This window comes from Stieleria neptunia (assembly GCF_007754155.1).
GTDB lineage: Bacteria > Planctomycetota > Planctomycetia > Pirellulales > Pirellulaceae > Stieleria > Stieleria neptunia.
The window spans coordinates 1,199,413-1,225,232 of the sequence record NZ_CP037423.1; the positions used below are offsets into that span (position 1 = coordinate 1,199,413).

The following is a 25,820-nucleotide window of genomic DNA, read 5'->3' on the forward strand; positions in this document are numbered from 1 at the left end:
TTGGGTCAGCCGATCGGGTACGCTTGTGATGATGACGCGTTGGTGACTATTGCGCTGGGGTTGATTCATCGGGCTGAAATCGTACTTCACCCCAAAGGTTGGGCGAGAGCATGATTTCGCCGGGGATGTCATCCACCAGGCCGGTGCTGTGGTTGGACCAATACGAACGCAGGTTGGTGTCGGTGCCTTCCGCATCGCCGTAGGTGACGCCGAAATCCGCCCGATAGGTTTGCCCGGGCTGGGGCTGTAGACCGAGATCGCTGAGCAAGACGGAGGCCTTGACTTCGTAACCGCCGCCGCTGGTTTTCGCTTCGATCGTTGCGTCGGGCAGTCGCCGGACGTTGTCGACTTTTTCACCGCGCCAGGGCGACGTGAATTCGATGGGGTTTTCGCCGCCGGGTTTGCGGTGTTCGTACAGAACCGCGATCGGCCGGCCCTCCAGCGGCGCGATCATCAACCGTTTGTCTCCTTCGGCAGGACCGCTGCGTTTGGGCGATCGCGTCGGGTCGGTCGCGATTTGCAGATCGACCGAGTCGCCGGTCGCGAACAGCTTGGTCCAGTCGCGGCCGTTATTGACCCACGGCGAACGATCCTCCACCCGGTAGTGCAGGTGCAGATGTGTGGCATCGGCGGCCAGGTCCAGCTCCACGTGGAATTGACCACTTTTATCCCAGCGGACGGTGCCAGGCACATCGGCTTGCTTCGCAGTTTGGCTTTCCGCAACACGTCTCAAGTTTTGCCGTTGGGCCGCGAGGATCTGTTCTTTGGTGACGTCGATGGATCCGGCGACACGTGCGACGTCGCTTAAACCCGCCAGCTGATAGATGCGGTACGGCCCGTGACCGATCTGCACGAAATACTTTCCGTCGGTCTCCGAGCGACCGAAACTGCCGCCAAAGATCTCTCCGCCCAGCCGGTATTCGTTGTTCTGGTAACTGACGCGCACGTCAACGAAGACCTCGTCGAGATACAATCCATCGCTGGTCAACAAGAAGCAACGGCCGTGGTTGCCGTTCAGGAAGAACACATCGCTTTGATCGTCCAGCGACGCCAGGCCGAGGATGCCGAGTGTTCCCTGCATCACGCCGGGTTCGGGCAGCGGCGCGCGGTGTGATCCATGGACGTTGCTCCACCGATTCGGAAAACTCCACAGCGATGGGCGTGGTTCGGTCGGCGGCCCGAGCGTCTTGGCGGTGGCGCCATCGACGTCGGTTTGATACGCGTTCATTTCCGGATCGGAATTGAAAATGAAGCGTCCGAATCGGTCACGCACGGTGGGCACGCCGTTGCGTTTGTAGCCCGGCGTCAGATCGATCGGCGTTGCCTCGGCAATCGCTTCATCCAAGCTGGGATAATTGGGTACGCCGTTGGGCAGGAACCCACGCGGACGGATCGCCACGATGGAGGCTTGATCCTTGTCGGCCAGCGGCATGTACAGCGTCAACGACGTTTGCAAATGCCCCCACGCTCCATCGCCCAGCGCCAGATTGTCGCCGCAAAAATCGAACTCTTCTTGCTGTGCCTGGCCGTCCCCATTGCGGTCGACCCACAACACGCCCATGCCACGCTGGGACCAGGGTTTTCCGTCCCCCTTCATGCCTGGCTTTTCGCGGGCCCGTTTCTCCGGCCATTTGGCGTAGAACGCATCGATGTAGGCTTGCGGCGGGGCCCATTGGCATCCGTAGGCGAAGTGATGTGTCCCGGCCACGGCCAAGATGTCGTGGAGTGTCCCGTCGGGAAGGACTTCGGAGATCAAGGAAATCTTGCCGCGGGCGCAGACGAAGGTCCGGCCGGCTTCACGGAAAAACAAGTAGCTGTGTGGTTCGTAGTTGCCGAAGTGGCCTTCTTCGAAAGACAGGATGTGGGTCGGCCGCGCCGTGCCTTGTTCAACATCGACATCCCAGAAACAGCCCAGCCCAATCCAACGGCGTGGATTCTGGGGATCGAACCCCGAACCGTCACCGCCGTAGTGTGGCATGCCGAATTTTTCATAGACGACGTTGCTCGTCGACGCCGCATCCCAGGCGAGAACGCGTTTCGGGTTCCAGCGTTTCTCCGTCACCCAGAGTTTGCCGTCGGGGCCGAACACCAGTCCGGCGGGATGGACCATCCGCTTCGGGTCGTAAGCCCCCTTGTACGGCCCGCCCGGTGCGCCGATCGTTGCGACCAAACTGCCGTTCGCGGCGAAGCGATAAATCTGGTGGGACTTCGCTTCGCTGACCAGGAGGTCACCATTGGGTGCGATGGTGATGCCGCTTAGTTGTGGTTCGCCCTGTGAGATGGACGCAATGTCCGCGGAGGACACGACGGTTTTCCCATCACGCACTCGCACCACGCCGTGATCGGTAGCGGCGTAGATTTCTGTCCCCGCGGTCAGATGGCGAACACCGGGCAGCGGCAGGGATTCCAGTCGCTGGCCGGTCGCGGCGTCCAGCACCAGCACCGCTTGTTTGTCGCGCGATCCGACGTACAGTTTGCCGTCTTGAATCGCCAGGCCGCCCAAGTTGAACTCGTCTAAATTCGGGTGCTTGGCGCCCGGCCCGACTTGCATGGTGTCAACTTCCAAGGCCCGCCGTTTGCCGGGGAATTCCGCGATCTTGCCCGACGCGATATCGTAGCGGACGAGGGTCAGTTTCCAGGTTGCCGTCCAGTTGTCGCTGCCAAGATCAACCCCCTTGGTACCGCCCCAGGTGAACCCATCCTGAGCACAGTACAGGTACTGGTCGTCCGCGGCGATGGCGTCGTGTCCGATGCCGTAACCGTGCAGGTGTTCGTAGCCTTGGACGAAGTTGCCGTCGGCGTCCAGGGCGACGAGCGCCCAACCGCCTTCGGTCACCGGTGCGGCAAAGAACACAAGCTCGCCATTGGTGGCGGCGTGATGAAACGTGCTGTGATTGGGGCCCCAAGGTGCAGTCGTGTCCTCGCCGCCGTTGGCGAAGTTCATTCGATAGACCGGTTCGATTCCCGGATGAGTGATCCCGCGCCAGTGATAGCGTCCCGGCGGGACCAGTTTGCCTTGTTCATCCAGTCCATCCCAAACCAGCGTTTGCCATCCGCCGGTAAAGGAACGCCCGGACACCAAATTCCGCACCCGCCGTCCGGATTCATCTTCGATGACCAGCGTCGCTTTTCCATCGGATGGCTGTTGGAATGCGATGCGGATTTCTTGCCGCCGGGCGCTCACCGATTCGCGGTAGTCCTCCCAATCGAACAGCGCCCAATCCGCGGGGTCGGTAGAAAACGGCGCGTGGAGGGCGCGGTGGTCCTGGAACCCGAATCGCTCGCGTCGTCGGGGTGTCTCAATGGTTGCTGCAAAACGGAGGCGGGACCAGTCGCCGGCGGGCAAGCGAAAATCGACTTGCCGTCGCGGCGTCATTCGGCCCTGTTCATCCGCGGCGGATCCAGCGGTTGCTGGGGCCGTTTGCCATCCAGTCCCGCCCGTCAGCACAAACGCCTGTTTGTCGTTTGCGATACCAAGTCGCAACTCTGGTTTGGATTCCGCGCGCGTGCGAATGGAAATGGCAAGCCCCTCTTGATCGGGGGTGATGGCGACGGCGAACGGAAGACCGGCGGGGCGACTGAAATCCTGGAAATCGACATCGGTATGGAGGCCTGTTTCCGTCGGGCGGACGGCCAAGGCTTCGGCGTGCCCGACGGGCGGATCGGTGTGCCGTTCGGCCAGTTGCAGTTTCACCAGACGCTGGCGCCCCGCCTCGTAAACCACAACGCGATCCCCCGAGACTGCCACGTGCATGGGCGCGTCGAGTCCGTCGTAGGCCGCCACTGGGGACAGGTCGGCATCAAACAGACGCAGCGTCCCGCCGGCGGAATCGCACACGGCCAACCGCCGCCCATCGCTGTGCACGTACGCTTTCCCATCGTAATCCGCGATGCGTGACGTTTCCGTCCAGCGTTGATCACCATCACGTTGATAGGCGATGACCGCTCCGTCGGCGGCGGCGACCAATCGCCCATCGAACCAGGCAAGACTGGTGCACTGATTCAGTCCTTCGATGGTGACCGGTTCGGGTTTCGAACGTTGCCGCCCTTCCGCCGTGATCCCCATTTCAACCGCTTGGCCGTCTTGCCGGACCACCAGCAGCGACAAACCGTCGTCGCTCGGAATGGCCGCCGCACCGCTGACCGATTCCGCCAGATCAAGATCGTCCACACGTCGGGTTTCCAGACGCGACCAACCGTTGGAATCAATGCACGCCCCGAGCGCAAGGTGCACTTGGCGGTAGTGTGTCCTCAACACGCAGAGCGTCTGGCCGTTCAAGACCACCGGTTGCGCGTGAACGTTCGGCTCTTTGTCGCCCACGGTGTGCGGCACCTCGCAGGTATCGTCCCACCGCCAACTTCCGAGCGGCGTCCAAATATCGCCCCGCTCATCGAGCGCGACGCCGGTCAGTTTTGCCAAAGCTCCGATGCGTCGCGCCAATTCGAATCGCTGTTCGACATCGTTCCAACGCAGCAATTGAACGACGCCGCCGAGCCCGGACACTGCGTAAACGTCGTCGCGGACGTGCGCCAGGCCGCGCCCGTTGGCCAGATCGGCACTTTCCGGCAGATACCCGATAAACGATCCCGACGCCCCGCCCAACACCACTCCCGGTTCCGGTTCGAACCGCTCGTTCATGCGATGAATCGTGCCATGCCAACCGTGCGCGTACCAATAACGGCCGATTTGTTGCGGTCGTTCGCCGCGAAAGCCGATGGGGAAACCGGCCACTGGGGCACCGTCCCGCCACGCCTGCACCTGCCGGCCGTCGAAGGCATAAACCGTTCCGTCGTCGCCGACGTGCAATGCGATCACGCGCATGCCAGGCTTCGCGATCTCCATCCGCTGGCCGGTCGAAGGATCGAACCAAAACAATTGATCTCGATTCGTTTCGAACACCACGACACGGCCCGCAAACGCGTTGGAAGACATCACATCCGCCTTGCCATCCAATCGTTGCGGCGTTGAACCGGCGACCGCGTCGAGCGGTAAAGAGTAAAGAGCCGTTCGGATTTGCATCAGCATGACGGGGCCGACACGCGTCAACTGATCGTTGCGGCCGGTCGATTCCGGCAGCGGATAGCTCGCCAACAACCGTCCGTCGAGCGCATAGCGGTTCAATCGCGTCGATCCACCCCGCTCCCAAATCGCCGCATCCTCATCGATCACCGGGCCCATGCCCGCCGCAGGTTGATCGGCAAAGGTCACCAGCGACGGACCACTTCCCCCCGAATTTCCCAGCACTCCGGCGAAGACGAGTTCCGCGGCATGCGCCCGACCAGGCACCTGGATGGTGGCAACCATCAACAAAAGAGAACTCGTGAAAGAAACACATCTCGTTTTCATCTCATCAACACTTTCATGGCAAGGACGGATCAGATCATACTCGTCGGACACAGACAAGATTTCGCGGAGTTTCGACGCGGGTCAAATCAGGAACCCAGGATCGCTTCGATGTTTTCGGTCGGCCGACCGATCGCAGCCTTGCCGTTGTGCACCACGATCGGCCGTTCGATCAACTTGGGATGCTCGGCCAGCATCGCGATCCATTGCTTGTCGGTCAGGGTCTTGTCACCGAGTCCCAATTCCTTGTAAAGCTTCTCACCCTTGCGGACCAGTTCGCTCGGCTTGATCGCCAGCATCTTGACGATCTGACGCAATTCTTTTTCGCTCGGCGGATCGTCCAGGTATTGGATGACATCGAATTCGACGCCCCGTGATTGGAGCAATGCGAGGGCGGTTCGTGATTTGCTGCACCTGGGATTGTGATAAAGTTTCGTCATCGCTTTTGCAGAAGTTTGGATCGGTTTCAATGGCGCAACACGTGTCGGCCGAAGCCGTCGGTGTCATCTTACGGCGACTTCGTTTTCGATCCAGGCCTATCCCACCTTAAGAGATTCGACACTTCTATTCCGCTGGTTGCTTGGCCCGACGCGTGAGTGGTGGACGTCGGGTGGCACCTTCACGACCGGGTGCGTCCGTCCGCCTCGGCTTTCTCAAGAACCGCTTCCAGTCGTTTGGCGATCTCGGGCCGTTCCGCGGAGAGATCGGTCTGTTCCCCCGGGTCGTTGGACAAGTCATACAGCTCGTTCCCTTGATCCCGATCACTGCCGTACCGCACGATCAATTTCCAGCGACCGGTGCAGACCGCGATCGAACTGTCTTTGCCGTTGCCCAAGATCAACACCGCCTCTCGCCCGGCAATTTGGCTTTCCTTGCCGAGCAACACCGGGAGCAGGCTGAACGAATCGACGGCAGCCTGATGTGGAAGCTCGCGACCGATCAACTCGGCCGACGTGGCGAACAAGTCCGTGAGAGTGACCGTGCAATCCGACGAGCTTCCGGCCTCGATTTTCCCGGGCCAGCGAGCAATCAAGGGGACGCGATGGCCTCCCTCGTAGGCATAGCCCTTTCCATCACGCCATGGCCCGTTGGTGACGTGCCCCATCTTTTTCGCGTCTTCTTTGGCGGTTTTAAATTTCTTGTGAATGTCGCCCGAGTCGTCGGCCAGATTCAATTTGACGCCCTGGGTTCCCTTGAAATCCTTTGGCGTGGAGCCGTTGTCGCTGGTGAACACGACCAGCGTCTGTTCGGCGACGCCTAACTCGTCGAGCGTGTCCAGAATCGTGCCGACATGCGAATCCAGTTCCTGGACGTGGTCCCCGAACAGTCCGGCCTTGCTGCTGCCGCGGAACTCGGCCGCCGGTGTGACATGGGTGTGCGGGGCGCAGGGGGTGAAATACAGAAAGAACGGTTTGTCCGCATTCTTTCGCAGAAACGCAACCGCTTTGTCGGTCAGCGTGCTGTCCACCTGGTCTTCCACACGCGGCTGGTCCAGGCCTTCGGGGAAGTCACGTCCTTTGACGATGCGATATGGTTCGCCCGGCTTGCGACCGACCAGATCGTGATTCTCGATGAACGCCCGGGTCGAATCGTTGTGGTTGGAGGGCACGCCGAAGTGATAATCGAAACCGACTTCCAACGGCCCGGTGATCGGCAACCGGTTCCAGTCTTTGCTGTATCCCAGGTGCCATTTCCCGATCGCCGCCGACGTGTAACCCGCTTGTTTCAAGAACGAGGCGAGCGTGGTCTGGCCGGGACTGAGACGGTAACCGTTACCTTTTCTGTGAAGCCGCCAGGGGCTTTGGCCGGTCAGCAATCCGTAACGGGAGGGCGAACAAAGCGAGGCCGCCGAGTGGGCATCCGAAAACCGCATCCCCTGGCTCGCCAGATGATCGATGTTCGGAGTGTTGATCTTTGTGGCTCCATAACAACTGACGTCCCCGTATCCGAGGTCGTCGGCAAAAATGACCACAAGATTGGGGGTTGCCGTCGTACCTGCGGAGGCTTCAGGATAGGCCCCGCAGAAGATCGCCGCGGCGAGGATGAAGACGGAATATATTTTTTGTTTGTTGTTCATGGCCGCGTACGATCGTTGCGTTGTTTATTTCCCACTTAGAATACCAGCCACTCGAACGAGACACCACGCACATGAACAAAATGCCAACTGTGTCGCTCGCCACCTTCTTTCTGGTGCTCGCCTGCACTCAAGCTGTGACCGCGTTCGGTGAATTTGTCCACCCCGGGATCGCCCACAGCCGAGCCAGCATTGAGTTTGTCAAAGCAAAGATCGCGGCGGGGGATCAACCTTGGGCGGATGCCTGGCAGCAACTCAGCAACTCGCGTTACGCGTCGACGGACTGGAAACCGGAACCTTTCGCGCACGTCGAACGCGGCCCGTACAACGACCCCAACATCGGATCGTCCGAATTCAGCAACGATGCAAACGCGGCCTACCATCATGCGCTCTGCTGGGCTCTGTCGGGAAATGAACGGCACGCGAAGAAATCTGCGGAGATCATCAACGCTTGGTCCGGCACGCTGCAGTCGATCGGCAACCACGATGCCCGCTTGTTGATCGGTATGAGCGGCTACCATTTCTGTATCGCAGCGGAGCTTCTCAAACACACGTGGGACCAATGGCCGGAAAAAGAACAATCGCAATTCGAATCGATGCTTCGAAACGTCTGGTACCCGGTGATCAAAGATTTTTATCCGACGGCAAACGGCAATTGGGACGCGTCCATGTTGCAGGTGATGATTGCGATGGGTGTCTTTCTGGATGACCAGGAAATGTTCGACCGGGCGAAGGAGTATTTTCTGCACGGCAAAGGCAACGGTGCTATCGGAAACTATTTCATGGAATCCGGACAATGCCAAGAATCAGGACGCGACCAGGCGCACACCCAGATGGGATTGGAGTTCCTGGCGAATACCTGCGAGACGGCGTGGATCCAAGGCGTCGATCTGTACGGCGCTCTGGACAACCGACTGCTGAAGGGATTTGAATACACCGCGAAGTACAATTTGGGTTTTGATGTGCCCTACGTTGCGTACCGAAGTGTTGAAGGACGCTATCACTACAAGTCGATCTCTAACAACAGTCGCGGCAGACTTCGCCCAATGTACGAACGGGTCTTCAATCACTACCACAACCGCAAGGGCCTGGAAGCTCCCTACACCGAGCAAGCCGCGTTGAAGCTCCGCGAAAGCCGGCCGGAGACGCGTGACGTGTCGAACCAGCGCGATCGGAACCAACGTGACTCGGATTCACGCCGTGGCCGTCGACGACGCCGCGGTCGATCGGCATCATCGCACCTCGACACCTTAATGTACGCCGGTCATCCGACTGACGTTCAACCGATCGAATCGTAAGCACACCGTTGCGGCGTATTAATTGGGTGTTTCGCGCGACGAATGCCTCGCGGTGGACTCAAAGCATCTGACGCACATCAGACGCATGCGTCGGGAATGCGAACAACGTCGATTTGATGTCTTTGGCTGTTAATCCAAACTTCATCGCCAATGCGAACAAGTTGATCGTTTCGTCCGCCGCCGGGCCGATCAGGTGCGCTCCAAGAATACGATCGCTGTCTTTGTCGAGAAGTACCTTGTACCCGCCACACGGCTGGTGCGTCTTGCGGACCGAGCCCGATGAGGACGTGTCTTGGTGATGAACCACAACGCGATGAGATTCTTCCGCGTGGCGCTGTGACATCCCGACCGATGCGATCGGGGGAATCGTAAAGGCGACTTTGGGAACCAACCCATAGTCTGGCCGATCTTGCGGGATCTCGGCGAACAGGTTTTTGACGACGACGCGTGCCTCTTCATTGGCAACCGGCGTGAGGCGCGGCTGTCCCGTCTCAGCACAGTCACCCGCAGCATAAACGACCGGATTGGAGATGCTTCGCATCAGCGAATCGACTTTGATTCCATCGTCGCCGAAAGCAACCTTCCCGGCTTTCAGATTCAAGCAGCCGAGGTTCGGCACACGCCCCGCGCCGTGAACCACCAAATCGGCTTCCAAGGCCGCTTGGCTCCGCCCCGGTTCACCGTAGTGCACGACGAACGCCCCGTCATCCCGTTGGGAAATCTCGGCGACCTCCGCATGGGGCCGGACGTCGATTCCGTGCAATTTCCCGTAATCCACCAATTGCGAGACCAGGTCCGGATCAAATGGAGACAGCACACGGTCACCCCTTTCCAAAACAGTCACCTGCGAGCCGAACCGCGCTGCCACACACGCAAACTCCATCGAAATATAGCCGCCTCCGATGAAGGCAATGCGCTGCGGAATCGTTTCTAAATCAAGAAACTCGTCACTGCGAATCACCAGTTCGTCGCCGCGCACGCCGAGCGGTCGCGGATGGGCGCCGACGCCGATGAAAATGCGATCTCCGGAGAGTTGGTGTTCACCAACACGGACCGTCGTAGGATCAATGAACGCTGCCTCTCCATGAAACGTCGCGATTCCGCGTTTCTGGAACGATTCTTCACTGTGATCCAGTACCGGATCGGTGAATTCACGCTTGAATTGCAATAGCTTCGTCCCGTTGGCATGCAACTCGTCGGATTCGATGAACTTGTCCTGTCCATTGCGTACCCGATCGAGCAAATCAGCGGCATTGGTGTAGACCTTCTTCGGGTTGCACCCGCGTAGTGCACAAGTGCCGCCATATTCCCGCGACTCGATGACAGCGACCCGCTTTCCATCCTCCGCAATCTTCTTCGCGATCGTTGACGCGGACGGGCCGGTTCCGATCGCAATGAGGTCAAATCGGTCGCTTCTCATGACAGTTCAATTTCCAGTCTGTAGTGAAATCGGTTCGCGCCCTGAATGCGCCGCACAATCTGTGCCAACCATTCAGTACAGGCTTGATGGCGAGATTGAAGTTCGGCGCGATCGCGAAACAGGCGACGTGAACGTCGCCCGTGGTCGATTAGCAACCAATCGACTCGCCGTGAACAGGCGGACCGTCGCAAACACCGTGTTGCCGCGACACCTGCCCAAGTTCTTCCGTATTGGTCCGCAACGTGCATGATGTCGGTTGGGCCGCTCGGCGAAGCGGCGTTCTTCTGACACTCAACCAACAAAGGGACAAAAAATGAATTGGGATCAAATCGAAGGCAAGTGGAAACAAGTCAAAGGTCAGGCGCAACAGAAGTGGGGAAAATTGACCGACGACGAACTCGATCGAGTCGATGGCAAGCGCGAAGAGATGGTCGGTGTGGTGCAAGAACGATACGGCATCGCCCGCGACGAAGCAGAACGTCAAGTTCAAGAGTTTGAGTCGTCTTGCAACTGCTAGCCTCCAATGGCAACAACCACAGAGTCCAATAGAACACAGCGATTGGGCTCTGTGACTTCCTCCCCACTGTGTGTAACAAAACGATTTACAGAACAGAAACAAAGTGACAAAAACCATGAAAGCTGCAATTCACACTCTATTGGCGACCGCTGCGATCGCATGCATGACCGTGACTGCCGCGATGGCTCAAGAGGCGACGAATGTCAATCGCGAACGCCTGCAACGACGTGCCGACGACGCCGGAAAGCTGGACCAAAAGACCCGTGGTGCCAGTATCCGGGTCAGCCAACTGATGGGTTACAATATCCAGAATTCACAAGGCGAAAGCGTCGGTGAAATCAAGGACATCGTGATCGACTCCCGAACCGGCAAAGTCAAGTACGCTGCAGTGACCTACGGCGGTTTCATCGGCTTGGGTAACAAGCTGTTTGCGGTGCCGTTCGAAGCCTTCAAAGTGCAAGTCGATCCAGACGAAGTGGGTGACGACGATGTCGATGCGGATGACTACGTGCTGGTGCTCGACGTCACACAGCAACAACTCGAGGGCCAAGAAGGCTTTGACGAGGACAACTGGCCCGACATGGCCGACAAACGGTGGGCCCGCGAATTGGACAAGCGTTACGGTGTGAACCGCAACGAAGACGCCAAAGAGCGACTGAAGCGACTCAATCGTGAGTCCAACCGTCAGTAGACGAAACTGCGGTTGCAACCATTGTCACCGAAAGGCTGGCGGGGACCAAGCGTTCTCGGCAGCCTTTCTTTGTTTGGGGACTGGTGTCGCAACGCAGCACGCGCTCCCCAGCGTGACGGCCGCGTGGTCGGTGGTTTTCCAAACGCATCGATCACGCAACTCGCCGCGCCGAGCTTGTGGGAATGATCGCAGCCCTTTAGACTTCATAACGCTGACGACCTGCCCGCAATGCGTGACCAGGCCGATCACCTTTTCCATTTGAAGCCTGATTTCGGCAGTCGATCGCCATGCCTGACAAAGCTGACTCCATTTCCATTGCCGAAATGAACCCGGAGCAGTTGCCGGTTGCGGAGCACGAACTGCACGGATGGACCCACTTTGCGGGGTTGTATGCGGGCGAGCACGTGGCGGCGACCGAGTTCGTGATCGGTGCAACCTTCGTGGCACTGGGCGCCTCGACCCAAGACATTCTGATCGGGCTGCTGATCGGCAACGTGCTTGCGATTCTGAGCTGGACTTTGATCACGACGCCGATCGCCGTTCAGACCCGGCTCAGTCTCTACACGTATCTGCACAAGATCGCCGGAGATTCGATGAGCGATCTCTATAACTGGGCCAACGTGCTGATCTTCAGCGTGATTTCATCCGCGATGATCACCGTTTCGTGCACGGCGGTTCGGTTGTTGCTGGGCATCCCCGCGCAATTGCAATGGTATCCGACCGACGGCCTGTTCGTTTTGGTTGTTCTGGTGGTGGGAATGATCGTCGTGCTGGTGGCGATGTACGGTTTCAATGCGGTGGCCGAGTTTTCCAGCCTGTGTGGGCCCTGGTTGGTCGTGATGTTTGTCAGCGGCGCCCTGGTTCTGTTTCCGGCGGTGGCCGACGCGGTGCTCGGCAGGGCGCAATTAACCGGATTTGACGACTTCATTACGATCGGCGACCGATCCATCTGGACCGGCGTCAATAGCGATGGCGACCCCGGGATCGGATTGCTGGAAGTGATCGGGTTCGCTTGGGCAGCCAATACGATCACACACTTCGGTCTGATCGACATGGCGCTGCTGCGTTATGCCAAGCGACCCATCTATGGGCTCTGTACCAGTGCGGGCATGTTGTTCGGTCATTACATCGCTTGGATCGCGGCGGGCATCATGGGCGCCGGCACGGCGGTGCTGATGAATTCAACGATCGTCGAGCTGGACCCCGGCGACGTTGCCTATCGGGCACTGGGCTTGTCGGGCTACGTGATCGTCATCATCGCCGGATGGACGACCGCCAACGCGAACCTCTACCGAGCGGGCTTGGCGGCACAAGCGATCTTTCACAAGCACTCGCGGATGCGGGTCACCTTCGCCGTGGGCGTGGCGACTGTCGCAATCGCCTGTTTCCCGTTTGTGTACAAACAGATCTTGCCCCTGTTGACCTACGCCGGGCTGCTGGTGGTCCCCGTCGGCGCGATCGTCTTCGCCGAACACGTCATCTTTCCACGCGTCTCGTTGACACGGTATTGGGCCAAATACAAGGGGCTGACTCACAGCACTCCGGCGATCGCATCCTGGGCCGCCGGGCTGGTGTTCGGATTCGGGCTGAATTACTTGCAAGTCATGTCGTTCTTTTACCTGTTCCTGCCGACGTGGGTGTTCACGATCGTCGTGTACACCTTCATGGCCGGCCGCTACGGCGCGAGCGAAAGCTATCCGGCCGAAGAGGCTGCCGAGCGGGAACAGAATCGAGCGATCAAAGAATTTCAATCGCAACAGGCACTCGCCAAAAGCAAGCCGGCTGCCGACGATTCGGTGCTGACCCGGGTACTGCGCGTCGTCAAATGGCTCGCCCTGACGGCAACCTTGATCTTGGCGTTGATCGTGATGTTCGGCAGCTCTGACATGGATGCCTATGAAGGCAACGCCGCCATTTTTTATCCCTGGGCGTTTGTCTTGACCATCGTTTACTTCTCCTCCGCCTACTGGGTCTTACAACGCACCAAGAAGCTTCATCAGGCACCCACATGAACACGCCCCTCGCGTTGAACGAAGAAAACCTTTCGAGCCTTCCCGACGAACTCGAGCGGCCGACGTACGACCGCGGCCGATTGACCGCGGGGATCGTCCACGTCGGCGTGGGAGGATTCCATCGCTCTCATGAAGCCTTTTATACCGATCGGTTGCTCGATGGCGATGGCAATACGCAGTGGGGGATCTGCGGCGTCGGCGTACGCGGGTCCGACCGCAAAATGGCGACGATCCTGAAACAGCAAGATTATCTCTATACGCTGATGGTCAAACATCCCGACGGTAAGATCGAACCCCGAGTGATCGGATCGATCGTTGATTTCTTGATGGGCTGCGATGATCCGGCGGCGGTCATCGACAAAATGGCCGATCCCGAGACGAAAATTGTTTCGCTGTCGATCACCGAAGGCGGCTACAACGTTGACGCCGAAACCGGTGATTTTGACGCGTCCAACCCGGACGCGGTGCACGACGTCAACCATCCGTTGCAACCCAGGTTGGTGTTCGGATACTTGACCGCGGCGCTGCAAAAACGGCGAAAAAATGGAGTGCCGGCGTTCACGGTTCAGTCTTGTGACAACATTCAGCACAACGGCGACTTGACACGAAAAATGCTGGTCGGCTTTGCCCGGCTGCAAGACTCCGAGTTGGCCGATTGGATCGAACGCGAAGTCAGCTTTCCCAACGCGATGGTCGATCGCATCACGCCGGTGACAACCGATGCGGACATCGAGCTTCTGCGCACGCGGTTTAACGTCGATGACCAGTGGCCGGTCGTCAGCGAACCGTTCTGCCAATGGGTGATCGAAGATCGCTTTCCCATCGGCCGACCGGACTGGCAGGACGTCGACGTGCAATTCGTTCCCGACGTCGCGCCGTATGAAAAGATGAAGCTGCGGCTGCTCAATGCCGGTCATTCGGTGCTCGGGATTCTGGGCAGCGTTTACGGATACCAGACGATCGACGAATGTGTGCGCGATGATCTGTTTCGCCAGTACCTCCGCCAATTCTTCGACGTCGAGGCAACTCCCGTGCTCGATCCCGTGGAAGGGATTGACCTGGACGAATACAAAGCGACGCTCATCGAGCGGTTCGGAAACCCCAACGTCAAAGACAACCTTGCCAGAATTTGCCTCGAAAGTTCCAGCAAGCTGCCGGTCTTCCTGATCCCCACGATTCGCGACAATCTGGCCAAGGGCGGAAGCGTCCAATACGCGGCGCTCGTGGTGGCAGCGTGGTGTTACTACAGTGACAAACACGCCGACCGACACGGCCAGCCACTCGACGTCACTGATGGACTAAAAGAGAGCTTGCACGATGCTGCTCAATCCAGTCGCGAGGATCGCCTGTCGTTTTTGAAACTCCAACAAGTGTTCGGTGACCTCGCCGACAACGAGCGGTTTGCGCAGACCTACACCGAGATGCTGGACCGGATGGAGCGCACCGCCGATGTCAGCGAACACATGCGAGCGATAATCCAATGAAAAAGATCGCAGTGACGGCGGCCAGTGGCCAGCTCGGTTCGGAAATCGTAAAAGCCGCGATCGACGAGGTGGGCGCGGAAAACGTCGTTGGACTCGCTCGAACGCCCGCCAAAGCCGAATCGCTTGGCGTGGAAATTCGTCCCGGCGATTATGCATCGCGACGTGATCTGGAACGATCCCTGCAAGGCATTGACGCGGTGCTGCTGGTGTCGGGAATGGACGCGCCCGACAAACGCATCCCGCTGCATCGCAATGTCATCCAGGCGGCCAAAGACGCGGGCGTGAAAAGAATCGTCTACACCAGTATCCAGGGAGCGGAGCAGCACACGGCATTCTCGCCGGTGGTGCAAAGCAATCGCCAGACTGAAGAAGACGTCCGCAACAGCGGGCTCGAGTGGGTGATCGGCCGCAACGGCATCTACATCGAACCCGACGTCGAGTACATCGAAACGTACAAAGAGCGAGGCGAGATTGCGAACTGTGCCGGCGAGGGGCTGTGTGGCTACACCACCCGCGGCGAGCTGGCGGCCGCCTACGCCCGGATGTTGACCGAGCCCAAGCACAACGGTGAAACCTACAACCTGCACGGTGAAGCGATCACGCAAGCGGCGTTGGCCGATTACCTGAACCAGGCATTTGGCACGGACCTCAAGTACCGCGAGATGTCGGTTGCTGAGTATCGAGACGAACGGGTTGGGGAACTCGGTGAATTCCTGGGCACCATCATCGCCGGAATCTATGAAGGCATCCGCAACGGTGCCTGCAACAACGAAAGTCACTTCGAAAAAGCCGCCGGGCGGCCCCACCAAAGTTGGCAAGACTACTTCCGGCCCGCCACCGATGGTTGACGATCTGAAGCGATCGCGACAGGAACTCGGTGCGGAATCCGAATCCATGGTCTTTCAACAGTCGTCTCCAGATCGGGGAGTGAGCTCGGTTGTTGGGGTCAGTTCTCACTTCGTTTATCTGATCACTCTGCCCCGAATCATGCTGCCAACCTCCCCCGCACCGTCGTACGCCCATCGTCCTGTCCCAGCCCACATCGCCCTCCAGCGGGTTTCGACGACATCAATGCTTAACGACACGCGCAAAAACCCCATGACCTCGGGGCCCGACAGCTCCGCTCGTCGCTCGCAGTTGGCTTTGTAACGCAACTGAGCCACAATGCGGCCCAATCGCCCGCCGGAGTCTCGATGAAAGCGTTTCTGGTAAAGCCGGCACGCCCTTCTTTTTCCGGTCCGCCAGAAATTCAATCACTTCGGATTGGCCAAAACGCCAATTCGATTCGCCACCGGCGCCATGAAAGATTGCTAGCTCCTGATGCCAAATCAACGCCCAGTCCGGCTTTCCGGCCCACTGCTTTCCGGCCCACTGCGCCCCGCCATCGGCCTGACTCCCTGTGGAACTGGAGTCGAAGCCCGCTGTAGATCAGCCTCTCGCTGCGGAGGGGCGTGGTCATCACCAGGGGGGGGTGTGTTTTTCTCAGGAAACCGGATAATTCGAAGAATACTTATCGCCGAGCCAGGGATAAGACCGCCAAATTCTTATCGACCCGGGGATAAGACGGCAGATAAGACCCCCGGCCCGCGAGACCGGGTAATAAACAAGTTCTGCTAAGAAGCGATGCTTGATGCCTCGATACCACTGAAACTTCAAGAGATTGTCCAACGCGAACTTGATTGCGACGAACGCGTGGTATGGAGCGAGATGCCGAAGCCTAAATACTTCAGCGGCCCCGCTCTTGGAATGTTTCTTTTCGCGATTCCTTGGACTGCGTTTTCTGTTTTTTGGATGGCTGGAGCCGCCGGATTCAAGATCCCGCAGTTCAACAATGGAGAAGACTTGTTTCCGCTCTTTGGCATTCCGTTCTTCCTGATTGGAATTGGAATGCTGTCTTCACCGCTCTGGGCCTACCGCAACTCGCTCAGGACCGTTTACCTGATTACTGATCGCCGAGCAATCACAATCGACGGAGGGATGTCCTACACGATTCGATCGTACACTCCTGAAAAACTGAACGACACCTTTCGCCGCGAACACAAAGATGGGACGGGAGACGTTATCATATTTCGTAATTCTTGGAGAGATTCCGACGGCGACAAGCAAATGCAAGAACTCGGATTCCTCCGTATCGATGACGCCAAATCAATCGAATTAATGTTGAAGCAATTGGCAGAACCAGCGAATGCACGCGAGCGACGGAGTTGAGTTTGCTGCTGTGTTCACGTCGTTCGCCGTCGCCGCGTGATTCGAATCGTTCCTCGTAAGTAGCGAGGCAACTCCAGACATCGATTTGTGTTGACGGATTTACTGTTCGGATTGTCTGAACGTCTCGCTCTTTCGGTGGGCGCATGCATCGTTGAACTTCGGGCGACGGATGGTTTCGCTCGCTTGATCGATGCCGCATGACGTTCCATCTCGCTTTGGGTCGCGACGTCGCCTGATGAGAATTGGCAGCGGTAGTACCCGCCGCAACGGACCTGACGTGTGGTCGGCAACAGGGCCGCTTCGACATCGCTGTACCGACGGTGGCTCAGCGCTGCGCTCGGCGTCCATTGGCCCTTCGTATTGAAACGATTCGATGCCGCCCGATAATTTGCCTCGGCTGATCCGTCACGCTATCCTGAGTCCGCCGGCCCGCGTCACGCGACGTGCCCGAGCAATACGAAGACAGTCAGAATCGAGGAACAAAGCCGTGCACCTGAGCACTCGATCGAGTCTGTTTTGAGATCAAGTTTTTCCGCTCGTGCCAGGTGACGGCGGACGTTGAACTTAATCGGCAGCGACTTCATTGGCGTGACCGTTTTCTCTTGTCAGTGCGGTGAGTGTGTGAGGGTCACAACGTGTCTGTCTTTCGGCGCGCCTGTAGGCGCTTTTGCGGTTAGCCAGTTGTGCGCGCTAGGCGTTCTTTCTGTCTCTTTCTTTAAGCCTTGCCTGGCGTTTTAACTTGCGCTTTTTGCTCGTTGACGCACCCTTGTTGTGTTCCCCGCACGCTGCGGCGCGAACTTCTTTTGAACTCTGTTTCACAACAAGGACAAGCAACCGTGATGTCACACAAAAAACGAACCTGCAAACTCACCAAGCGGCTCGCCGAAGACATGATGATCCGCAACATGGCCGAAGCCACCATCGACGCCTACACCTATCACGTGCGAAAGTTTGCCGACTTTATCCAAAAACCGCTCGACCAGGCAACCGTCGAAGACGTTAGAACCTTCCAGCTCCATCTGATCCGAGAACGAAAGCTTGCATACGGATCGTTCAACCAGGCCGTTTGTGCTTTACGGTTTTACTATCGCTACACCCAGCCCATGCCCTGGCCGGTCACGATGGTTCCCTTCGGCAAACGGCCCAAGAAGCTGCCTACCGTGCTCGGCCGACAAGAAGTCGACCAGCTGATTCAATGCACGGCCAATCTGAAACACCGAACCTTTCTGATGACGCTCTACTCCGGAGGGCTGCGGTTCGCCGAAGCGGCCAACTTGAGGATCCACGACATCGACTCCAAACGGATGATGATTCGAGTCGCCAATGGGAAGGGCAAAAAGGAACGCTTGATCCCTCTCTCACCGAGGCTCTTGAAAGAGCTCAGGATCTACTGGCTCAAGTACAAGCCGACCGACTTGTTGTTCCCGGGAAAGATTCCGGGAAAACCCTACGCCGACACCACGATTCGCAAAGCGATGAAGGATGCAGGGGAGAAGGCGGGGATCAAACGCAGGATTTATCCTCATGTCCTGAGACACTCCTACGCGACGGGACTGCTGGAAGCTGGCGTGGACCTGTTGACGATCAGCAAGCTCCTTGGTCACGCGAGCTTCATCACGACGATGGTCTATCTGCATTGCCGCCGGGAGCACCTGCACAGTGCCCCGAGTCCACTGGACTGGTTGCCGGTCAAGCAACTTCCGACTTACACGCCGCCGACGGAGAACGGCGAACAGGACGATTCAGGCAAGAAAAGCTAACCGTCCATCAACTCATTCGTCGCGGTGCTGAACGTTACGTCAACGAGCACCGCGACGGGGGAGCCAGCATGACGGTCCAAAGCGTGTTGGCCAAGACCAGCCTCTGCCGTACTTCGGCACTCGGTGGTCGTTGGTATCAGTGTGATGATTGTGATCGCCTGACGAAACGACACAACTCCTGTGGCGATCGGCACTGTCCGCAATGTAGTGGCGGAAAACGCCAGAACTTCTCCGATAGAGCTTCGAAACTGATCCTCGACGGTGTGAACTACTACCAAGTCGTCTTCACGTTGCCGGAGGTGGTCTCGACGATGGCACTGGCGAATCGTCAAGAGATCGCGGAGTTGCTGTTCCACTCTGCTTGGAAGTCTCTCAAAAAGACGGTTGAAACAGAACAGCAATATGAGCTCGCTGCGCTGATGGTGCTTCACACCTGGAACCAGAAGCTGGATGCTCATTGGCATGTTCACGCATTGGTTCCGGGGGCGGGGCCCAGTTTAAGCGATGGAGGTTGGATTAAAGCCAGGGCGCCGCAAGTCGACGGCTATGAAGATGACCGCCAGTACCTCGTCGATGCGATCAATCTTCGAAGATCGTTTCGGAAGATCGCGGTGGCTCACCTACAGCGTCTTCGTAAGAACGACAAATTGAAACTCGACGGCTCGCTGGCGTATCTGCAAGGTGACGAAGCCTGGGAGGAGATGATCGATCAGCTCGAATCAAAGGAATGGGTCAGCTACATCGAACCCCCTCCGACCGAAAGCAGTCGCGGCGAGCACGTGGTTCGTTACTTAACGCGTTATCTGACCGGTGGGCCGATCAGTGACTACCGCATCATCGCCGCGGACGACCACGAGGTCACATTTTGGGCCCGCGAAGGCCGCACCACCGGTGGTGAATCGCTTCAAGTTCCGTTCACTCTCTCGACATCGGAGTTCATCCGTCGCTGGTGCCTGCACATTCTGCCAAAAGAGTTGACCAAAACACGTCAGTTTGGAGGCTGGTCGAATACAAAAGCTGAAGAATATCTCGCGAAGTGCCGAGCGTCACTCACCGATGCCGACCGATCGCAGGCGGGGACTCTCGACTTGCTCTCTGATGAAGTCGACTCGGTCGAGGCCGAGCCCGAATCGACGTTGTGCTGTGAGCACTGTGGCAGCGAATCGCTTCGTCTGACGCACGAGTATGAGAAGCGACCGTGGAGCGAAATCTTCCGGCGGGACTCGAAAGATAGCCCACTTTGGTACCGCGAGAGTCAAGAAAAAGATGACATTCGCTTTTGGGACGGGGCAATGGGTGAGGGCTTTTCGGAATGGTACGCGTGGTATCTGAAAAGTGGCATTGAAAGTGCAAGGGAGCGGACGGCCCCCGAAACCGCACCCGAATCAAACGCCAGAGCTGGCACGCGGCAACTGCAGCTATTCTAATAGCGGTCTACCCGAACCCGGCCAAGTCGAGCCGACAAACTTCAACGCACGATCTATCCCTGCACGTCCCGTGCCCGGATAGATCGCATTTCGTTATCCGAACCCGACTCAGATTTATAGAATGACAAACTGGCGAGACCTACTCGAACGGCATCATTCGAGAATGCAGGGAGATTCAGGCTACGACCCGAAATTCGGCGATCCAGCGAGCCTCGAACAGCTTCGTGATATTCAGGACAGTATCGGGCTCGTATTTCCCGATGAACTTGCAGAGCTGTATGCGAGCGTCGATGGCTATGGACTCGAAATGGGAGCTGGCAGCTTGCTGTCGCCATGGTTCCTGGTTCCATCCTCTTTGTTGCCTGATTTCGTACAGAACAACCGAAGCGTTTTTTCCGGCACGCATCCGGAGTTTGCCAAACGCTATCTTCCCTGCATCGATTGGCTGAATGGGAATTCGATGGGCTTTATCTACGCAACCGATGGTGAATTGGTGTCAGGACTTCATGAATTTTCGCATGAGGCGTACAGTTACGAGCCTGATCAAGATCCTGCTGAGTTCTTTGAGGCCTTCGACGGGACGCTCTCTGACTTTTTTGATTAGTAGATATCGGATAACCATGCGATGCACGACGAGTCGCCGAGTCGTGGTTGTTGAAGTGGATGATCACTCGCGGCGACCGTGTGATCGCTAACGTTAGCCGATGGAGCTCAGCGAATGCGAACTCTTGAAGAATTTCGTGAAATCACAATTGCTCAACTTCGCGACTCCCTTCACCGGCCTAACCAGTACGGCTGCGAGGGTCGAACAGCCGATCGTTTCTTTTCCCAAATCATATGGCAGATCTGTTGGATTAATGAACGCGAGACTGACTTTGCTCGCTTGGTCGAAGGAATGCTGCGTGGTCCAATGCGAGTCTACGGTCAATTCTTTGACCAGCATCTAAGTATCCCTATCCCTGACCGTTTCAGCAGCGAAATAGCATCCGCGTACGCCCAGGCAGCGTATCGAGTGGGAGGGTGCGATCCGCGTGATGCGCGGCTCGATTCGCCAATCACGCGTCTTCGGTTTTGATAAGGTCCCTGACGGTCGGTTTTCCCGTAAGCCATTTCTTATACACGGTGTCCCAGATTCCGCTCAGCAAGATGCAGCGTAGCGTCATCGTTCGCTGACCGCCTTCCTTGCTCCAACGCATCCCCGACAGTTTCATCCGTTCACTGACGATCTGCTTGCAAGCTGATTCCACCACGCCGCTGCCAATTGGGCAACCTCGTGATTTCATGGACGCGTAGTCCATGAAACGATGATAACGACGAAGGTACCGTTCGGCCTTTTCCGCCTCCTCTGTTGCTGATGCCGTGTAGCGATAGAGCTGACGCATCTTCGCGATACTGCGCAGCATGCGTCCGTGGCCACCGGGCTGTAGGAGCAACCACCTCGCATGTTCAATCCACTTGGCCCGTTTTGCAGAGTCCCCGCCAAACTTCAATGCGTCGGCGATCACAGTCAGACGTTCAGCGGCATGGTAGTAGTCGACCACACGAGCAATCCTGATCCGCCGCCCATCGACGAAGAATGCCCGCAACGTGTTTTTCCAGTAAGCCGTTTCGATCTTGCCCGCGTCGCTGACGTACACAATCTCAGGGACGCGATCGCCGCAGCCACGAATGGTTGCTTTGAGCAGATTGGTAAGTTGATTCGAAAGAGTGGCCTGATTGGTCTCGGGAACGCAGCCCAAGTACACCGTGCCGAGTTTCTTGCCGGCGGCCAACACGCTCACGCACGCGACACTGGCCATCTCAAAAAAGCTCCATGGCGCAAGACCCAGTGCGACGCCGTCACGACTGACCGACAATACCGGCGTTTGTTTCTTGTCACGAGCCTTGCCAATCAGTTTCATCAGTTCCTCAACTTGAGCTTTCTCACGATGCGGTTCCATGCCGTCAGCGATCGTGCCGACGACTTTGCGAAGCTTCTCCGTACCGATCTTGGTTCCCATTTGATCGGTGATCATTTCCAGCGTCCGCCCCTGCGAACTTCCGCAGGCCGCGAATTGTTTGCCGACCCGGTCAGCGGCGGCCGGAGTAAACCCATTTTCAATTCCCAACAGGATCTCCATCGGGAAGATCACTTTGCCGGCTCGCCCGCGTCGATACCTCGCTCGCTCGAGCGAGATCTTGCCGAACCGTGTCACGATATCTGACCGAAGCGTTTTGTCAGGCAAACGCCGATGAGACTGATCGCGAAACGAAACGGTGTCGGGCATCTCTTCAATCGCGGGTTCGAGTTGCGAAAAGAGCCACTCGATCAACCGTCGGCCAGCCTCAAGGAGTTGCTGATGAAGTCGATTTTCGAGGCCATGAGTCTGTTCGGCCGTCGGTTGGTCAGCAACAAACGATTGGACCAGCGAGAAAACTTGTTTCCGAAACTCGTCGACGATTTCGTCCACAGCCGGCTGAATTTCAGAATCTGCGATTGCCGAAACAAGGTTTCCAGCGTTAACTTTGACATCCATGAGGCTTCCTTTCCTGCGGTGTTAGCTTGGTAACCAACATTTTGCAGGGGGAAGCCTCTTTTCATAAATACCAATCGGACTGATTCTGGGGCGCATTACGCGGATCGCACCCGATCAATGAGGAATGGAACGACCTGACATACGCCGAAACGCAAGAATTCTTGGCGACGCTGACGTACGCCGTTGATAATCCGTGGCTATTTTTGGGTGACCAGTTTGCTAATGTTGACACGGACAGTCGGCTGCGGATTGGGTCGGTTCGCGGTAGACCGAACAAATGGTCGAACTATTTTCCTGGCGTTGAATGGTCCGGGATTTTGGACCGGAAAGGCAACGTGATCATGAACGACGACCCTTGGAGCTGGCACACGAATGACTTTGACGGTTTCGGAAAGACAATGTTTGACGATACGATAGGGATTGCGTTTCGGGTGTTTCGAGATGCATTTCCAGACCCCACCTATCGCCCCAAAGAAAGCCGCTGGACTACTTCCAACAAGGGCGAACCATCCGATGCACCGAAGGACCGGGCGTCGTCAATTGACAATGGAAAATCAACCGCCGTTCCCCGTGATTTCTACCGTTATCGCAAAGGTGGCCCACAGTTGCGACAAACGTTGGTACTGCTTACCAGTTACATTCTCACCGCATACACTGCTACTCGTCAATTTCCAACAATGCACCAGAACCTATGAACGCTCCAGGGAAACAACCGTCGGCGACCCTATCCCTAATTTGGGGAGCAATCTGGATTGTCGGCCCACTTACTTACCTTCTACTACTGATGAATAATCTAGTGCCCGAACCGTCAAACTCGGCATACGTGTTCGGAAGTCTTCTTGGCATCCCGTTGGGTGGAGGCGTTTTGTTGAGAGGGATCAGATTGCAACGTGAGAACGCGAAACGTGAAGGGAGCAGCTGATTAATGACTATATCCAACCGGATTTTGCGTGGCCTCTACTCGTTGCAATATCCCCGACTTTCTTGCGGCACCGACCATGTGCTCGTTTCTTGGCTATAGTTGCGCGTAGCGTATGAACGAAGTCGTGTGCTTCGGTTAGACATGCGATAACAATCGGATGCACGACGAGTCGGCGAGTCGGGTTTCATTGAAGTGGATGATCGCTCGCGCCGACCGCGTGATCCGTGCCGTTCCTCGTCAGCAGCGAGGCAATTCCAGGCGTCGGACTGACTTGCCGGATTTATTGGGCCGGTTGTCTGAGCGTCGCACTTTTCAGGCGCGTGCACACCGCGTCGAGCGTTCGGCGTCGGACGGTTTCGGCCGATTGATCGATGCCGCACGTTGCGTCTGATTGCTTTGGATCGTCACGGCCCCTTGGCTGACGCAAATCGGAGACTTGGTCCGAGCCGCGACGGACCTGCGTGCGGTCCCGATGGATCGCCCGTCAAACTCTCCACGTGCCACCATGCTGTTCTCTTTTCGTGTCTTCTCGTGTTTTTCGTGGCTATCCACCGCTGTGTGGTTCCGCCAAGTTCGTGCCGCTCGTTTCGCAGACAACAATTTGCTTCGTCAGTCTCGCCGCGGTATCCTCTTGCATCGGTCGCATTCAACGCTGCCGCCGAGCACCAGACGAGATCCGAGGAACAATGCCGTGCACCTGAGCACTCGATCGAGTGTGTTTTGAGTTGAAGTGTTTCCGCTCGTGCCAGGTGACGGCCGCCGTTCTGGCATTGAAAATCGTACTCGTACTCAGGGCGCCGCCCGGTACTCGTACTCCTACTCGACTCGGGGCACCAACGACCGAACCCGTCTTCGACCACGATCGACTAGACGTTTACCGTCTCTCTATCGAATACGTTGCTTCGTCATTCGCCGCCGCGAGAGATTTGAGCGGCTGTCATCGCCACGCTCGTGATCAATGGCTTCGCGCCGCTCAATCCATGCCGCTGAACATCGCCGAGGGCAACGGGAAGCGAAGCCTCAAAGATCGTAGTCGATTTCTTGACATCGCTCGTGGCTCGGCGCTGGAATGTGTCGCAATTCAAGACGTGCTTGCCGCAACCGATGGACTGGATGTTGAACGCCACCACGAACTGAAACGTTCGCTTCATCGGATCGTTTCGATGCTGACTCGGTTGATCGCGAGATCCGATGCCGTGGCCGAATCGCCGGTGGAGTACAATGCAGGGACCGAGTACGAGTACCGCGATGCTGAGTACGAGTACGAGTACGAGTACGATCAAGGCAGGAAACCAGAACCAAGCCGTGCACCTGAGGACGGCTTGCGCGGTTTCACAAGTGGAAAATCACTCGTCCGTCCCAGGTGACGGCAGACGTTCCCCGACTGGGATGATCCCACTCTTGAACTTCGCACCGACGCTGTAACTTTGTGAAACGTCCAGATGTTGTCGCTGAACTCGTACTCGCTGGAAACCAAAGCGTTGTCGGCGTGAAAATCCAAGGAGACAACTACGAAATCAACGTTCTGCTATCCGCTGATGACGTTGATCGTCTCAATCGTGAGGAATTGCCCGTCGCGCCGGATGACCATGCCGTCACGGCCGGGACTTGTTTCAACGCACCCACGCACTGGTCCCGTTGCGACGGCAAAGTTATGGCCATCGTGGTCGGACAAGACGATGTCACCTGGGACTTTGGAGTCTGGATGCCAGTTGATACATTCACGGAAATCAAACGACTGATCCTAGCACTTCGTCCGTCGCTCTGAGCCTGCAAGAGCGGGGAACCATCGCGTGCACCCGAGTACGCGAGCTGGGCGGTTTTGAAATGGAAAATCTTTCGCGCGTACCGGGTGACGCGTGCCGTTCCTCGTAAGCAGCGAGGCAGTTCCATGCGTCGGACTGACTTGCCGGATTTACTGGGCCGATTGTTGGAGCGTCGCACTTTTCTGTCGCGCGCACACCGCGTTGAGCTTTCGGCGTCGGACGGTTTCGGTCGATTGATCGTTGCCGCACGTTTTGGCCGATTGCTTTGGATCGTCACGGCCCCTTGGCTGACGCAAATCGGAGACTTGGTCCGCGCCACGACGGACCTGTGCTGCGGGCCCGAAGGATCGCCCGTCAAACTCTCCACGTGCCACCATGCCC

Annotated in this window: 18 protein-coding genes; 13 read left to right on the top strand and 5 right to left on the bottom strand. The window is 57.5% G+C overall.

The window, feature by feature from the left end:
* Window positions 1-46: 46 nt before the first annotated feature.
* The 3 genes from Enr13x_RS04225 to Enr13x_RS04235 form a co-directional block, all read right to left on the bottom strand.
* The gene (locus Enr13x_RS04225) at window positions 47-5,305 is read right to left on the bottom strand and encodes a FlgD immunoglobulin-like domain containing protein (protein ID WP_145392097.1); all 5,259 of its coding nucleotides are present in this window, start codon (window positions 5,303-5,305) and stop codon (window positions 47-49) included.
* 128 nt (window positions 5,306-5,433) lie between these two features.
* Entirely contained in the window at window positions 5,434-5,784 is a 351-nt protein-coding gene (gene arsC / locus Enr13x_RS04230; protein ID WP_145384843.1) for an arsenate reductase (glutaredoxin), read from the bottom strand.
* A gap of 179 nt (window positions 5,785-5,963) precedes the next feature.
* Window positions 5,964-7,421, bottom strand: a complete 1,458-nt coding sequence (locus Enr13x_RS04235) for a sulfatase family protein (RefSeq protein ID WP_145384845.1) — start codon at window positions 7,419-7,421, stop codon at window positions 5,964-5,966.
* Between the two features lie 80 nt (window positions 7,422-7,501).
* Here Enr13x_RS04235 and Enr13x_RS04240 point away from each other — a divergent pair, with 80 nt between their 5' ends.
* A complete protein-coding gene (locus Enr13x_RS04240) occupies window positions 7,502-8,716 on the top strand; it encodes an alginate lyase family protein (RefSeq protein ID WP_231744081.1) in 1,215 nt (404 codons plus the stop codon).
* 58 nt (window positions 8,717-8,774) lie between these two features.
* Here Enr13x_RS04240 and Enr13x_RS04245 read toward each other — a convergent pair whose 3' ends face one another.
* Window positions 8,775-10,136: a dihydrolipoyl dehydrogenase family protein gene (locus Enr13x_RS04245; RefSeq protein ID WP_145384849.1), complete on the bottom strand. Its 1,362-nt coding sequence runs from the start codon at window positions 10,134-10,136 to the stop codon at window positions 8,775-8,777.
* Between the two features lie 313 nt (window positions 10,137-10,449).
* On the opposite strand from Enr13x_RS04245, the gene Enr13x_RS04250 reads away from it, so the two are divergent.
* The 9 genes from Enr13x_RS04250 (at window position 10,450) to Enr13x_RS04290 (ending at window position 20,839) form a co-directional block, all read left to right on the top strand.
* Window positions 10,450-10,653, top strand: coding sequence for a CsbD family protein (locus tag Enr13x_RS04250; RefSeq protein WP_145384851.1), 204 nt, complete (start codon window positions 10,450-10,452; stop codon window positions 10,651-10,653).
* 115 nt (window positions 10,654-10,768) lie between these two features.
* The gene (locus tag Enr13x_RS04255; protein ID WP_197455771.1) at window positions 10,769-11,344 is read left to right on the top strand and encodes a PRC-barrel domain-containing protein; all 576 of its coding nucleotides are present in this window, start codon (window positions 10,769-10,771) and stop codon (window positions 11,342-11,344) included.
* 287 nt (window positions 11,345-11,631) lie between these two features.
* Window positions 11,632-13,356: a purine-cytosine permease family protein gene (locus Enr13x_RS04260; RefSeq protein WP_145384853.1), complete on the top strand. Its 1,725-nt coding sequence runs from the start codon at window positions 11,632-11,634 to the stop codon at window positions 13,354-13,356.
* Window positions 13,353-14,840, top strand: a complete 1,488-nt coding sequence (locus Enr13x_RS04265) for a mannitol dehydrogenase family protein (RefSeq protein WP_145384855.1) — start codon at window positions 13,353-13,355, stop codon at window positions 14,838-14,840. Before Enr13x_RS04260 ends, Enr13x_RS04265 begins: the two co-directional genes overlap by 4 nt.
* Window positions 14,837-15,688 carry an SDR family oxidoreductase gene (locus tag Enr13x_RS04270; RefSeq protein WP_145384856.1) on the top strand — a complete coding sequence of 284 codons (852 nt, stop codon included), beginning with the start codon at window positions 14,837-14,839 and terminating at the stop codon, window positions 15,686-15,688. The genes Enr13x_RS04265 and Enr13x_RS04270 overlap by 4 nt, the downstream gene beginning before the upstream one ends.
* 775 nt (window positions 15,689-16,463) lie before the next feature.
* On the top strand, window positions 16,464-17,048 hold the full coding sequence (locus tag Enr13x_RS04275; protein WP_145384857.1) for a hypothetical protein: 585 nt from the start codon (window positions 16,464-16,466) through the stop codon (window positions 17,046-17,048).
* Window positions 17,049-17,887: 839 nt separating this feature from the next.
* Window positions 17,888-18,808 carry a tyrosine-type recombinase/integrase gene (locus Enr13x_RS38780; RefSeq protein ID WP_231743777.1) on the top strand — a complete coding sequence of 307 codons (921 nt, stop codon included), beginning with the start codon at window positions 17,888-17,890 and terminating at the stop codon, window positions 18,806-18,808.
* 14 nt (window positions 18,809-18,822) lie between these two features.
* Window positions 18,823-20,235 carry an IS91 family transposase gene (locus Enr13x_RS04285; RefSeq protein ID WP_261344197.1) on the top strand — a complete coding sequence of 471 codons (1,413 nt, stop codon included), beginning with the start codon at window positions 18,823-18,825 and terminating at the stop codon, window positions 20,233-20,235.
* 121 nt (window positions 20,236-20,356) lie between these two features.
* Window positions 20,357-20,839 carry an SMI1/KNR4 family protein gene (locus Enr13x_RS04290; RefSeq protein WP_145384862.1) on the top strand — a complete coding sequence of 161 codons (483 nt, stop codon included), beginning with the start codon at window positions 20,357-20,359 and terminating at the stop codon, window positions 20,837-20,839.
* 451 nt (window positions 20,840-21,290) lie between these two features.
* Here the strand turns inward: Enr13x_RS04290 and Enr13x_RS04295 are convergent, their stop codons facing one another.
* Window positions 21,291-22,751, bottom strand: a complete 1,461-nt coding sequence (locus tag Enr13x_RS04295; protein ID WP_145384864.1) for a hypothetical protein — start codon at window positions 22,749-22,751, stop codon at window positions 21,291-21,293.
* 161 nt (window positions 22,752-22,912) lie between these two features.
* On the opposite strand from Enr13x_RS04295, the gene Enr13x_RS04300 reads away from it, so the two are divergent.
* From Enr13x_RS04300 to Enr13x_RS04310, 3 genes are all read left to right on the top strand, one after another.
* Entirely contained in the window at window positions 22,913-23,446 is a 534-nt protein-coding gene (locus Enr13x_RS04300; protein ID WP_145384865.1) for a hypothetical protein, read from the top strand.
* Window positions 23,447-24,422: 976 nt separating this feature from the next.
* On the top strand, window positions 24,423-25,040 hold the full coding sequence (locus Enr13x_RS04305) for a four helix bundle protein (protein ID WP_231744082.1): 618 nt from the start codon (window positions 24,423-24,425) through the stop codon (window positions 25,038-25,040).
* A gap of 62 nt (window positions 25,041-25,102) precedes the next feature.
* Window positions 25,103-25,441 (top strand): hypothetical protein, encoded by a 339-nt coding sequence (locus Enr13x_RS04310; protein WP_145384867.1) that lies wholly within the window; start codon window positions 25,103-25,105, stop codon window positions 25,439-25,441.
* Window positions 25,442-25,820 lie beyond the last annotated feature (379 nt).